General features: G+C 42.1%; 8 protein-coding genes and 1 pseudogene. 6 read left to right on the top strand and 3 right to left on the bottom strand.

Annotated elements, in window-relative coordinates; all coding sequences use genetic code 11:
• Window positions 1-30 precede the first annotated feature (30 nt).
• On the bottom strand, window positions 31-915 hold the full coding sequence (gene yihG, locus CTT30_RS00205; protein WP_252035653.1) for a 1-acylglycerol-3-phosphate O-acyltransferase, YihG family: 885 nt from the start codon (window positions 913-915) through the stop codon (window positions 31-33).
• Between the two features lie 170 nt (window positions 916-1,085).
• On the opposite strand from yihG, the gene CTT30_RS00200 reads away from it, so the two are divergent.
• Entirely contained in the window at window positions 1,086-2,072 is a 987-nt protein-coding gene (locus CTT30_RS00200; protein WP_252035651.1) for a DUF2860 domain-containing protein, read from the top strand.
• Window positions 2,073-2,103: 31 nt separating this feature from the next.
• Here the strand turns inward: CTT30_RS00200 and CTT30_RS00195 are convergent.
• A pseudogene (locus CTT30_RS00195) lies at window positions 2,104-2,718 on the bottom strand (magnesium chelatase subunit ChlI family protein); the annotation flags it as partial.
• A 585-nt stretch (window positions 2,719-3,303) separates the two neighbouring features.
• On the opposite strand from CTT30_RS00195, the gene CTT30_RS00190 reads away from it, so the two are divergent.
• From CTT30_RS00190 to CTT30_RS00180, 3 genes are all read left to right on the top strand, one after another.
• Window positions 3,304-6,285, top strand: coding sequence for an SIR2 family protein (locus CTT30_RS00190; protein ID WP_252035649.1), 2,982 nt, complete (start codon window positions 3,304-3,306; stop codon window positions 6,283-6,285).
• Window positions 6,286-6,299: 14 nt separating this feature from the next.
• Window positions 6,300-6,944 (top strand): hypothetical protein, encoded by a 645-nt coding sequence (locus tag CTT30_RS00185; protein WP_252035647.1) that lies wholly within the window; start codon window positions 6,300-6,302, stop codon window positions 6,942-6,944.
• 502 nt (window positions 6,945-7,446) lie between these two features.
• Window positions 7,447-8,436 (top strand): DUF4917 family protein, encoded by a 990-nt coding sequence (locus CTT30_RS00180; RefSeq protein WP_252035645.1) that lies wholly within the window; start codon window positions 7,447-7,449, stop codon window positions 8,434-8,436.
• Window positions 8,437-8,478: 42 nt separating this feature from the next.
• On the opposite strand, the gene CTT30_RS00175 is transcribed toward CTT30_RS00180, so the two are convergent.
• A complete protein-coding gene (locus CTT30_RS00175; RefSeq protein WP_252035643.1) occupies window positions 8,479-9,417 on the bottom strand; it encodes a hypothetical protein in 939 nt (312 codons plus the stop codon).
• Between the two features lie 1,260 nt (window positions 9,418-10,677).
• Between CTT30_RS00175 and CTT30_RS00170 the strand changes: the two genes are divergently transcribed.
• Both CTT30_RS00170 and CTT30_RS00165 read left to right on the top strand, forming a co-directional pair.
• The gene (locus CTT30_RS00170; protein ID WP_252035641.1) at window positions 10,678-11,136 is read left to right on the top strand and encodes a hypothetical protein; all 459 of its coding nucleotides are present in this window, start codon (window positions 10,678-10,680) and stop codon (window positions 11,134-11,136) included.
• Between the two features lie 22 nt (window positions 11,137-11,158).
• Window positions 11,159-13,987, top strand: coding sequence for a DUF4150 domain-containing protein (locus CTT30_RS00165; protein WP_252035639.1), 2,829 nt, complete (start codon window positions 11,159-11,161; stop codon window positions 13,985-13,987).
• Window positions 13,988-13,989 lie beyond the last annotated feature (2 nt).

Below are 13,989 nucleotides of genomic sequence, written 5' to 3'. Positions count from 1 at the left end.
CAAGGCTCCCTGCTTTTATATAGTTAGGCGCTACTTATCTTGATAAATCTCTTTTAGCAGTTCATCTTTTTCCTGCCATACCTTTCCCAACCACTGCTGAAACTGGCGCTTATAAGGCTTATCATTAAAGTAATCTCCACGTACACTGTCATCAACAGATAACACCTTAGTGCGCACAACAATCTTGGTCATTCGCCCCATCAGCATATCGCGAAAAGGTTTGTCGGTGTTTTCTGGGTATGCCAAGGTGACATCAATAATATTATCAAACTGCTCACCCATTGCCGCTAGTGTGTAGGCAATACCACCACTCTTAGGCTGCAGAAGATGTTGATAACCCGCCTTACTTTTTTTTTGCTTCTGCTCGGTAAAGCGTGTGCCTTCAACATAGTTCACCACCGTCGTCGGTGTATGTTGGAACTTGGCACAAGAGCGACGCGTGGTGGCTAAATCATGCCCCCTTTTTTCTGGATGGCGAATCAAGTACTCACGGGAATAGCGGCGCATAAATGGCATATCCAGCGCCCAACAAGCCATTCCTATAAATGGGACATACAGTAATTGTTGCTTAAGGAAAAACTTCGGCATAGGAATGCGGTCTTTAAACACGCAACACAATACAACGATATCAGTCCAGCTTAAGTGATTACTGATCAGTAAATACCAACCATCTTTTCTCAGGCTTTCACCACCTTCCACATCCCACTCAACATGATTGGATAAAGAAAGAATGCCTGAGTTGATGGTCGCCCATAACCACATTACTCGATTCGCCATTACGGTGCCTTTTGCTTGCCATTTACCGGTTGGTAATACGACTTTAATCAAAGCAATGGTACAAATAACGAGTGAACAGAAAGCTGAGTTAAGGATGACCAAAGCCACATTCAAAACAAGGAGTAGGTATGCAAACATAACGCTTTTAATGAGATCCCAGATAGAATTTATAACGTTTCATTTATGAATAATAAAACAGCGTGTAATTATACAAGGCCATAACCACATTGGAATCACTCTAATGATGGTCAGATTAGTTCGACAGCCACTTATTAAATGTCAAAAGGTTCATAACAAGGAGACCCTCAATGAAATCCAAACTCTCTCTAATAGCTCTGTCCCTCGTTGCTCTTCCAACGATGGCCCAGCTATCAGAACACGCAGGATTGAGTGGTGGAGTGTCACTCAGCGCTGGATTTGCCTCTACTACTTCAAACTTTAATACTGATGGCGACAAAACCATCAATGATGTGAATCAAACCGCATCTTCGGACAGTGGCTCTTTGGTGTTGCCATTGGGTAATCTCGCCTATACCTTTGGGACAAATTTAGACAAACAATTTTACGTTGGTATGGCCCGTGAAGATATTGCAGTCGGTACCCTAGCGTTAGAACTGGGTTATAAGCAGCAGCTCGCCTCTGGCATGGTGATTGATGCCTCTTTCCTGCCAACCATTATGTCGGGTGAAACTTGGTCTGATCCATTTTTAACTGGTCAGGAACGTCAAACCACAGACGAAACAGGCAATGCATTTCGTCTTAAGTTCAAAAACATTATGGGCTCTAACTTCAGTCTCGATACTGCGTACGCAACTCGCGATATTGAAGATGAGCAGTCTGGCGTTAGTGATACTTCATTAACCACCACTGAGCGAAATGCACTTCAGCGCGATGCGACATCGATTTACTTAAAAGGTGACTACCGTCTGCCACTGACCCGGACTTCTTTCTTACAACCATCGATTACTTACATCACAACGGATGCCAATGGTGATGCTAACTCTCTAGATTCAATAGGAGGTGAGCTAAGTTACTTCCATATTCTGAATCGCCATCAGTTAGCCTTAACGGCTGGATACACCAATCGCTCTTACGATGCGGAAAACCCAATATATAGTCAAACACGTGATGAAGATGAACTTAGCCTCTTCGCGGCCTATGAGTATCAAGACTTTATGGGCTGGAAAAACTGGTCTTTGATATCACTAGCTGGCTATTCCAAAACGGACGCCAACATCGACTTCTACGATGAAGATCAGTATCTAGTCTCTGTGGGGATGAGCTACCAGTTCTAAATACAGAGATAGCCCGCTTATGCGGGCTTTTTTATACCGCTTGCGCAGCCAGTTGTTTAAGCAGGCGATCCATCGCCCGATAACCTAAGGCTTCAGCAATATGATGCCGAGCAATCTGTGACTGACCATCTAAGTCCGCAATAGTGCGCGCGACTTTTATAATTCTATGGTAGGCCCGTATCGATAGCCCAAGCCGATGCAAAGCAGTTTCTAGAAACTGTGCGTCTTCCTTTTGAAGTGGGCAATAGTTTTCAATCTCACGGCTACCTAGCAACGCATTAACCTTATTCGAACGTTTCAGCATACAAACCCGAGCCTTAAGAACTCTCTGCCTGACGACTGCCGTTGGTTCTCCCCGATCACCGCCTTCGGCTAACGTTCCTTTAGGTAGAGCGGGAATTTCTAAAGACATGTCAAAGCGGTCCAATAAAGGACCAGATAGTCGACTCAGATAACGTAAAATGGTTTGTGGATTGACTCTCGACTGACTACCTTCATAGTAGCCCGTTGGGCTAGGGTTGAGAGCCCCTACCAGCTGGAAACGAGCAGGAAAACGAGTTTTACCCTGAGCGCGAGAAATGATGATCTCTCCAGACTCCAATGGCTCACGCAGCGAATCGAGTACTTTACGTTCGAACTCTGGCATATTCCTAATATCGAATCTAATCAAGAAATGTTGTCAATTAAAGGCTTGTAATATTGTCAGAGTTAGTGGAACGCATCACTTCAGGCGTTAGCGAAAAAGCAAGTTGTTAATTTTTGTATTTAGTCGAACAAGTACTTATACCACCTCTTCAATCTCGCTTCCTTATCTATCGCAATGAATGGATATTCATAAAAACGAATAAAACGTACCATCTTGATCACAGAGAGTTACTGTTCATCACAGCTTCATTCGCCTGTATTTGACCAAATATTGATGATGAATCAATATGTACCTAGTTGATTAATTGCCAAATTAAACCGTGTCTATTGACTTGGTGGCTATTCGCGTTGAGGAACAGGGTTGCCCCACACGAACCCATCTTTGGACATCCTACTCTTCATCAAATTTACCCACTCGTTATTGAAACAGTGAAATAGCACTAATCAAAAAGCTTGCATCATTAGAGTGAGCTACTGACTGAGCCAGTATCATGATGATGCTATAAATGAATTGCCAATAACTATGTATAACACCCAAAGAAATATAAATAACCACAAAACAAATTATCGGGAGCAATAGCAATACATGTCAATTAGCTTTTACGATGAACGTATCCTAAACATAAGAATCAAAAATAGTAGTAAGGGAGCTACTTTTTTGTTTGGTGCAGCACTAAGTCAAATAACTGATGGAGTCGGCATTCCAAATGTTGGAGACGTTCTTGAATTTATTGAAGAATATGCAATTGAGCAAGGGGTTGATGAGCTCTATTTCGAAGAAGCACAAGGCTTTTCAGAACAGGATAGATACCAACAAGCTTTTAGTCTAATAGCTGGGTTATGTGGTCAAGAGTCGGTAAATGAAATCATTAAACGAGTAGTGAAAAGTAATATCGACGAAAACGGCAGACATCGTATACCTAAAGCAATCAAAGACTTCGTTGCTAGTATCAAAAACGGTAATATCGTAGTGAACAACATCATTACAACCAACTTTGATACGCTACTTGAAGAGGAGTTCAGGAATCAAGAAATTCAGTTCAACTCTTTTAGCGTTGTGGCAGATACTCAGCTCCCAAACGATGTGAACGACAACATCAATATTTATCATTTGCATGGTAGCTGGGAGCGTGGCGACTCAATGCATACGACGAATCAATTGCAATCAAATAGAGACCGTATTGAAACATCATTGCAAAACCTAATTGGTAATCAAAGTTTGGTGGTTATGGGGTATGGTGGATGGGAAGATAGTTTTACTCGCTCTTTGGCATCCGCAGTTATCAACACTCAGTTGAACTACAACATCCTATGGTGTTTTTACGAAGGCAATAACGCAGTTATAGAACAAAGAGAAGCCCCGTTATTAAATAGTCTGAACGATGGTATGAGCCGAGGTCGAATACAGCTATTTAAGGGGATCGATTGCAATAAGGTGTTCGCGACCTTGGCACAGGTCAGTGCAATAAAAAAAAGACAAATTGAGCAACGTGACATCGAACAAAAACGTTTAGAAACGATTAACTACTACAGCATTCCAGAGCGACATTACAATAGCCAAATTCGTGGACGAACCAGAAACAAGTCAATACAAAAGTTGACAAAACACAACTCATTGTTCGTAAGGTCACCATTGGGGTTTGGTGTATATGACTTTATCTATTCGCTAATGAACGCAGTGTCAGGTAAAGACACTCACTGCGTTAGAGTGAACTGCTCAGAGGTGATTTCTCAAGCACAAATTGACCATCAAGTTCTTATGGATTCGGGTCAACCTCTGTCTCAGCTTTCTTACCTACTTAACCTACGTGAAGATGATGTCCATTTCATTATCTTCGATAAAATTCGTAGTGACATGGATGCGGAAGCTTTGATGTATTTGTTTAACCTTCCAAAGAATCTTAATGTTATACGCAAGAATGTATTTTTTATCTACACATCAAGCGTTGACATTAAACAGTTTGGTAAGGTGAAAGTTGAACTAAAAAAACTGGATAGGAATGATACTCAGCTTATTTTAGACAATCGATTTGACAAGCACTGCTTTACACATGCACAAATCTCTCAGATATACGAACACTCGGAAGGAGTGGTGGAGAAACTGGAACTAATAATGGACTACTTAAGTGTTAGCTCTGTTGAAGAAGTTCTTTCAGATGTCGAGATGTTCAATGATGCGTTTCACTCGGAGCACATTCCTAAAACCACGATGAATCAGATCAACTTGTTATTCGATGAACCGTCAAAAGAGCCAGTATTAAGATATCTCAAAATTCTTGCCGTTCTCAAGAATGGAGAAACGTTGACCAACATTCGTAAAGCTGAAATGGGAACAGGCCTGCATGCTAGGCATACAATGGAGCTCATTAGACTAGAACTTGCCACAACAGTGCAATTAGATAAGGACTCAAAGTTAGTCAAAATTAACCCTATTATCAAAGACTATATGCTGAGTAAAATGACACGTTCAGAGGTATTGAGAATATCAAACGAGTATTTGAATGTTACTCTCACCCGAACTAAAAGGGGTGTAAAGCTCAGCTCTATCAATCGAAAAATCTCACAGTCTGGGTACAATACTGAAGAAGATAATACCTGCACCCTGCTTCGCAACGCGTTCGAAGAGTGTCGAGATAATATTCGTAATGCTGAAATGACTGGAGAGCCAACAGAGCCGGCATTAAGAAGAATGAATAAGTTATGTTCTCTATGCGGAGCGTATGTGTATTTACTTAAAAGTACATCTCGCTTCACTGAAACAATTACAGCTGTAGATAGTTTATTGAGTGTGATTAAAGAGGTCGATAGTGACCAATTGCATCGCTATTATGCTCTAATGTCCAGTGCGTATAGAATGAAAGCCAACTATGATGAAGCAAAGAAGTATTTAGATTTATGCGAAGCGTTATGCCCAGAGTCGGATAAACGAACACAGGATATGATCTATAGAGAAAGGTTATACCTGCTTGAAAAAACGGACTTGGATATGGCAATTAAGCTCGCAAAATCGCGAAAAAATGACTTCCACAAGCAGTCTGTCGAGAACATTGTAACAGAGGCTCTACTTGCAAAGCGCAAACCATCTGACCTTCGTTTCCAAACCCTAGTTAAATTAGAGAAAAAAGCAAGAAAGTTCGGTCACTTCACAGCGGCAAATAACATTTTGTTCACTATTAATCGAGAACGTACACATAGTGAGAAGATTAATAATCTCAATAAAGCAATACAATCAGATCAAAGTGAGTATAACGTATGTCGCGCTAAGATATATAAACATCAAGCACATGTCGAAATGGGACTTTTTGAGCGCATTAAAGATAAAGATATAGGTGAACTTCTAAATATCTACGATTATCTATTCAGGCAAAATTTTGACTCACTTTTTAATCAATGCCACCAGTTACTTTGGGAAATAGCTGAACACAGGCAAATGCATGACGTGATTTTTTTGATATTTTTTAAAGGTACTATTGTATGGCGTTTAAATTCTGACAATGAAAATGAAGTGAAGTACGGTACAAAAATCAAAGAGATCCCTCAACCAAGGCTTCTGGAGTTTCAACCATAAAAAGTTAGGTAGAAATGACTAAAGAAGAACTTTACTTAATAGCCAAACTAACCAGAGCCAATACTGCTTCAAGAGCTTTTCTGGCGGCTGAAGATGTCCTTTTACATGGGCTAACTCAAACAGATGCGAGGCATAAGCACGATGTGTCTAAAAGTACTGTAAGTGATGCAGTTAAACGATACTCAGAAACATATAGTGAAATTTGCTCTGTCTATAAACTAGGCAATTCACTTGATAGTACGCCCCTAGAGGCGTACTATCATGATGATCGAACAAAACATAGACGGGAATATATGCTTAAAGATATTTTTTACGTGCATCCTAACAGTAATCGGGTCACTTCAGAAAAATATGGTGTTGTCTCACATAAGGGGATCGCCTACATCGCCATAATGGGTAATAAGATGTGCTCCCTATGGAACTCAGATGAAGCTAGGGATCTACTCCTTAATGAAGTGATACGCAGAGATTTGAGTTTAGTTACGCTCTCTAAGGTACAGCTACTAGTTTCGCTTGGCGAATTGACTCAGAAAAGAACACTACAGTTTGACTTATTTTGGCAGGAAAAGAGTAAACGCATCGTTCGAACGGACTTTGAGCAACGAATTACTCCCTCCCAAGAACTCTTGGACGTTGTAGCAAAAGAGTTTGAAGCTTAGTCAGAATATACACGGCACCTCTCAGTCCCATAAGTGCCTTCAACATAAGTAGCCACCTATAGAGCTTTGTAGTGCTGATCGAGACAGTTTTTAAACGGAGCGCAAGTGGCGTACAAGCAAGAAGTAACTGTCGGTGAACACCAAAGACTGAGAACATGGCGGAAAATTTCAAAACTATCACATTATGGAGCTTTTCTGTAGCTGCACGTCACAGCTACAGCTAGCTTCTGTTCTTGGCTCGTTTTTATCCAAGGCTTATCAGCGCAATATTAGCTAACAAAACCCTGCTCCATTGTTGGTTTCATATACATCCTATTAACACATATTTATCCTACAAAAGTTATCTGAATTACACGCATCTACGTCGACTGTTAGATGGTCGCTGTTGCTTAACACTGTCAGAGAGCATTACAGAACGTTTTTGTCTCTTGTGTGATTGCGTTATATAGACCGGATTGTTGTAAAAGAATAGAGTTGCATAAAACACACAAGAGATACGTCGGTGCCACTACAAACTTTTGAAGATACCCTAGAACAGTTAGAACTAGGGGAACAGCCATCAATACTACTTGCAAATGGTTTTTCTAGAGCATGGAGCAATAGAACATTTAACTATGAAAACTTGTTTGATGAAGCCAACTTTAGAGATAGCGACCGTGAGCTGAGAGAAGTGTTTGACCGTTTCGATACTTTTGACTTTGAAAAAGTGATGCATGCGCTTCAATCAGCAGAGCAAGTCTGCAAAACTTATGGCGTAAACAGGGGTATCATCGAACAGATTCAAGATGATCAAGAACAGTTAAAAGACTCGCTAATAGAGGTGATAGCTAATACCCACCCTCATCGACCTAGCTCGATTACTGATGATAGGTTTATCTCTACCAGAAGATTCCTTACCCGCTTTTCTAATATATTCTCTCTCAATTTCGACCTGCTTTTGTATTGGGCCGTAAACAAATGGAATCTACCTCCATTTAGACCAGATCGACGATGTGGAATGAAAGATGGCTTTAATGGGAATGAATGGCAAGAGCGCACGCAAAACTTACATTTTCTGCATGGTGGTCTCCACCTCTATAATAACGAGCAAGGTATTTATAAACGAGTCTACGACCAAGAGGATTGGGATGCGATCGTTGACCAAGTAAGGCGATGGCTAGATGCAGGAGAATTTCCCCTGTTTGTATCTGAACCCACTCATCAAAAGAAGCTCGAGAAAATTAAACATAGTCCATATCTAAATGCTTGCTATCAAGCATTAGGTGAGCTGCGAGGTACACTCTACATTCATGGTCATTCAATAGCAGAGAATGACCGTCATATATTCAACCAGATTAATAAAAGCAGAGTGAACAAGGTTTTCATCAGTATCTTCGGTGATAAAAATCAAGAATGGAACCGAGAGGCAATGGCGAATGCAGATAGATTTCTTGTCCGTGATATAGAAATAGAATTCTATGATGCAGCAACAGCACCAATTTGGCAGCAGTAAATAAACAAAGTGCCTCTGAACAGAGAGGCACTTTGTTTCTTGTTAGCGAATAGCCATTCCAATGATACTGCCCAACTGTGGCAACCAAGAATAGATGATATTGCCTGCAACCCCTTCAAGAGGTCCCTTTAGCAACGAGAGAAACTCAGCTGCTAGTTTCGGATTATCCATATGGAGCTGTTTAACTATTCGCTCTAATTCTTCTTTCTGAACATCCGCCGCACGCTCATCGAGCTTCTTTGCTAAACCTAACAACTCTAATTCAACAGCACTATTGCTACCATATTTATCTATCAGCTTAGACACCTGATCTTGAGCAACCCGATGTGAAGTTATGCTCTCACATAGCATGTGTTTAAGATCAGCAATCTGCTCTTCTAGGCTAAAGATTCGTTGGTCATAATTAGACTTGGTTAGCGCCAGAACACTCTGTTGGTGCTTCACTTCCATAGCTGCCATATCCAACTTATTTTGAAGCGACAGCAATTGAACTTGGTCTGTCATGAGTTGCTCTGGCTGACGAGTACCATTGAGGACTTCACCATACTCATTAAGTAAAGCTTCAACCTTCTGCTCAGTACCTGCATCAGACTTAATCCTAAGCCTAACTTTCTCACCATCTTGCTCAATGGAAACTTTGCTATTCGCTTCCGAGCACTTATGTTTAAGCACTTCACTAAAGTAAGAAAGCAGCCCCACACCGGCTTGTATCTGGTGAGGTTCAAATGTGATGGTTCTACGGATGACCTTATCTGAATCGATAACCTCAATATCAGAGTAACCATAAGAACAGCCTAGAATCAGAAAGCTATTTCCTTCAACAATATCAAGATACTGTATCCGCTGAACCACATAGTCGAAACTCATACGGAAAGAGCTGCTCTCTCCAATATCCAAGGGCATTATTAAAACAGGAATGAGGCCCAAAGAAGATGCTGATTTAGACCTAAACGTTACCCAACTATCTAAGCTTGTAGGCATATTCATTCCAATATCTATTGCAACCTCACCTTTCAAAGCTACCATCTGGATCATCTTCGGTTTAGATGGAACGGCTTTGAATTCCTTGAAACTAGCTGCTCCTCCTCCCGAATAGTTCCGACACCGCCACTCCATTTCGTGCAGTTTGTTTAAAACACAATCTCTCATGTTTATGATAGAGTCGACATCCCCCAAGTTAGCTAAAGCTACTTGCAACTCTGACAACTCGGTTGCGTTGTTTTCCCGCAACGCTTCCCAAGCACCACCGACATTAAAAACTTTATTAATATACAAGCGAATAAGCCAATTCAATTCATCCTTTCAAGCATGATAACCAACTGATTGAATAATTTGCTATCTAGTTCGGAATTATCAGCTCTGATTCACACTAAGATATGCTCTAAATTGATCTAAGCAATCCCCTATAAGCTTTTGTTTGCAAATGCGACTCTAGATAACAGACTGTTAGATCTTTAACCCTAAGGAGGTTTTGTCCAAAATTACTTAGGCTCAATCAGCTCCTGGTTGTTGATGGTTTCGAGTGGGGCATTACAAATTAAGCACATTAGTTTACATAGCAGCTGATATCCCGTTAAGAGAAGGCGATTAGTATTTAATTTAAATACTAAGGGTTAAATACTGAAGTGAGCTCGATGTTCAATAGAGACCAACACACTAAAATTGTTTACTGTATCTAGTGTCTTAACTCAACCTTACGGTTATTCAACCTAAACTCATAGATAGCTATTTCATCGATTGGAAATTGCAACGATACTGTACTTTTCGTTTGTTTAGGATGCTCAGATTAGCCTTGATACTCTCTTTCCTAGAATCACGTCAGAATCTAGTCCGTGAAATCAAGAACTATTTAGGTAATTGGGAGAACAACGTTAGTAATTATGCATGATAGTACCCTTGTTCCATCTTTGTTTTTGTATAGCCCAAAGCGATGTATCGGTCACATTGGCGGCTTCCCTTCTTCGAAATCTTTAATGTGGGACCTGAGCGGTAGTTGTATTAGGAGCCATTTTTCCAAATTCTTTGAGCTAGCTATCACATAATTGAGGTAGTGCCAACAGTCTGAAACCAGACAAACAAACTACCTAAAATTTCGAAATGATGGCGAAATCTACTTGTATGAATGCTAAGAGCTAATCATGTGCAATTCATATTGAAGGGAATCATATTTTTTTCAACATTACATAATCTTTCCCCTCATCAGTAAAATGATTTAATCATCTATTGTTATGTGATTTTTTAATGATACACGGATCTTTTACAGACTCCTTAACCTCAAAGCATAGTGTTCGTATTGGCTGGGTAAAAGAAGTACACCCTGAAAGCAATCGTGTAAAAGTCGATTTTTATGGGAATACCTACGGACAACCTGTCTGGGCAGCTTTAGGTCGTGGTTTCACTCGTTCAGAGATTCATTTGGCCATCGACAATCAGCTTGATTGCCGAATTGAGTTCGTCGGTGATGATATAGATGTGCCTGTACTAACAGACATTTACCTCTCGCTAGCTGAGCAACAAGAGTTTGTCATTAAAGCCAAACGTGTTGTTCTGGAAGGCAAAGAAGAAGTCACGATTAGATCTGGCGAGGTCGCAACTAAGTTCAGTGGCAATGATGGTCGCATTATGACGAAGGCGACACACATCTCAAGTCGTGCTGAAAAAGTTCACAAAATCCAAGGTTCAAAAATCACACTGAACTGACCGAGCTTAATAAGGAGTAAATATGTCAGTCACCATCAATGCGAACGGGCTGAGCATCGTTCACAAAGGCTCTGGCGGAGAGGCCAATGCCACGTTACCTGATGTGTGTCTTACAACCGTTGGTAATGCCGTAGTTCCTATCCCTTACGGAAACAACGCCAAGTCAGCGGATTTAGTGGAAGGTACCACGACCGTCACCGCAGATGGTGGCAACAGTATTGCTTTAAAGGGCAGTAAGTTTGCCAAGAGTACAGGCGATGCGGGTGGGGACAAGAAAGGCGTGGCATCGGGCACGATTGAATCCGAGGCTGAATTCATATCCGCGTCACCGAATGTCATCATCGAAGGGAAAGGTGTAGCAAGGCTTTCTGACCAAATGACGATGAACAAGGCCAACACTATGTGTCTAGGCGGAGTTCAAAACCCAGCCGTCACAGTCAATGAAGATGAAGAAGGGACTTACACCGTCTATGTTAAGGCCAGATACCCGGATGGCGTGCTTCTCATGAACGCCGACTTTGACATTACCGATGTCTCCGGGGGCGCTCTATCCCCCGGTCATTTTGATGACTCAGGCAAAAGCAAAGTGTCAGGCTTAAAACCCGGTCAAATCAAAATTCTTGCCAAAGAGAGCACCGATGAATTTGTGCCTAAAGTCGTTCGAATGAAAAACCCTCATCACCTTTCCACAGTGAGTGATGACGATTTCTTTGACCGAGCTGCGCAAGGACAACAAACTTTTTGGCACCCGACTCGTATCGCTCCGCCCGTTGAAGGCTGGGGTTTTATGGGACCAAGCCTCACCGCTGACCGATACTTTGCCGACATCGTGAAGTTAGAAGTCAAAACCCACTTCAGAAAACATCACCCAGAATTTCAGCTTGATGACTTTGCGGAATCAATCATTGCAGGCATAGAAAGCATGTCTGACGAGAGTATGGATAGCGTCATTTCATCTGGTTTGCCCATGGTGATGGAATCAGGAGAAATTCTTTCTGTCTTACTCAGATTACCCAAGCATGAAACCGTGGACCGCATGTTGGCCTACATGCGAGCTCGTGGTAAAGGTAACCCGCAAACCTACTTAAAACAATTCGACTGGAACGGCGCGCAAAAGACACTCGGTGACGAGCTGGAAGCGTTACTCAAGAAAATCAAAGGCCGAGTTGAGTCTCTCAGCGCGGAAGCAAACCGACTGAATTACATCTATCTGTCTTCGGATGTGTATGACACCCACGTCAGTACCATTAGCACCTATGCTAAAAAACTCACCGATAACCTGTCCAAAGCCTTTAAGCGTTTACAGTCAAAATCTGACCGACTATTGAGTGATGTATCGGGAGTGTCAGTCATTCAGGCGCCTGACAACGTCTACTCTGCGGAAGCGGGTAACATCGAAGTCGTGATCAACGCCATCTTAAAAATCGACTTGGAAGAACAAAAATGGGTCAAAGTGCAGCTCTTTTACGATGACCCATGGCAAACCCCTTTCCTTGCCGACAATCTGTGTATCAAGACCAATTCAATCGTCCATGCTGAGAAGGTCAACCTCAATAAGTCTGCCAATAAAAGTACAGAATCGGAGACCGCCATTCATGCTATAGAAACCAGTGAGAAGCAAGGCGGTGTCACAGCGTTCGATGACCTGAAGTCAAATACTGACGTGGTGACGGTAGAGATGGTCGGTGAGCCTGGTATAGAAAAACAGATTAAAGACTCCCAAGCGCTCATTGAGCGTCGCTTAGACAGCGTCTATGTTCAAGTCAGCAAAGCCATGCAGCCTTTTGCGTTACAGTGGCAAACACGTGGCATCGCTAGTTTGGCCGACGGTATTGATGACGGAATTGTCGATTGGGGCAAAGACTTCACAGACATGTTCAGCCAAGACTTCTGGAGTAGCTTTGGCAATACCGTTTGGGATGCTGGTGCGTCCGTGCTAGACACCGGCGCTGTCTACGCCTCTGAAGCGATCGACAATATACAGCAGTCCCTAGAAGAGCAAGTGAAAGCGGGGGCAGGATGGTATTTGTCGAATACGACGAAGCCTGTTGATGAACTGTCATTGGGTGATGTAGCTGACTTGTTTAGCAAAGCGATTGAAGACGGCGCGGAATCACTACGAGATATGATGTTAGACAATGGCGCTCGACTTAAAGAGAAGCTATTGGAGTTTTATGACGATGCTGAAGACGCGGTTGAACGTGCCCGACTGATTGCCAAGTATCACGAAGAGATCATTGCGCTGCCGAGATACATCGCGGAAAACGACGCAAAAGCACTGCAAACATTTATTGATACCGCACTCAAAGAAATTGCCCCGGATTGGGCGAAAGAAATCAACGACACTGGCGCTTTACCTAAAGCAATGGCAGTCATGCGTGACCCGTCATCGGCAATTACTTATAGCGCTTATGTTGTTCTTCTATTGGACGCTATCCCACCCAATTTCTATACCTACTACGGCGGTAAGCTAGGCATCTATGTCTTACTCGAAGTTATTCTGAATCTCATTTTAGGTTTCTTTACTCTTGGAGCGGGTGTTGCCGTTCGCACAACGGCAACGGCCGCTAGGCTCGTTGTTAAGGGTAAGCAAGCGAAGAAGCTTGTTGGGGCTCAAAAAGCCCTTGATACCTTTGGTGAGGCTTTGGATGAAATGGGCAAAATCATGGGTGACTTAGAAGGTTTAGCGGATAAGCTGGCGAAACGTAAGGGAGAGACGATACAAGGACGCCCTAACATGACTCTATCTAAGCAAGTGGAGAGCAAAAAACGAAAAGGAAAATGTACGGTGTGTAAGAGCAGTAAGCACCGAACACCAAAAGTTTATCGTGGTGAGCTGAAGAGGAAATAACA

The sequence above is a fragment of the Vibrio coralliilyticus genome (assembly GCF_024449095.1).
Classification (GTDB): domain Bacteria; phylum Pseudomonadota; class Gammaproteobacteria; order Enterobacterales; family Vibrionaceae; genus Vibrio; species Vibrio coralliilyticus_A.
This window is presented reverse-complemented; position numbering and strand designations above follow the sequence as displayed.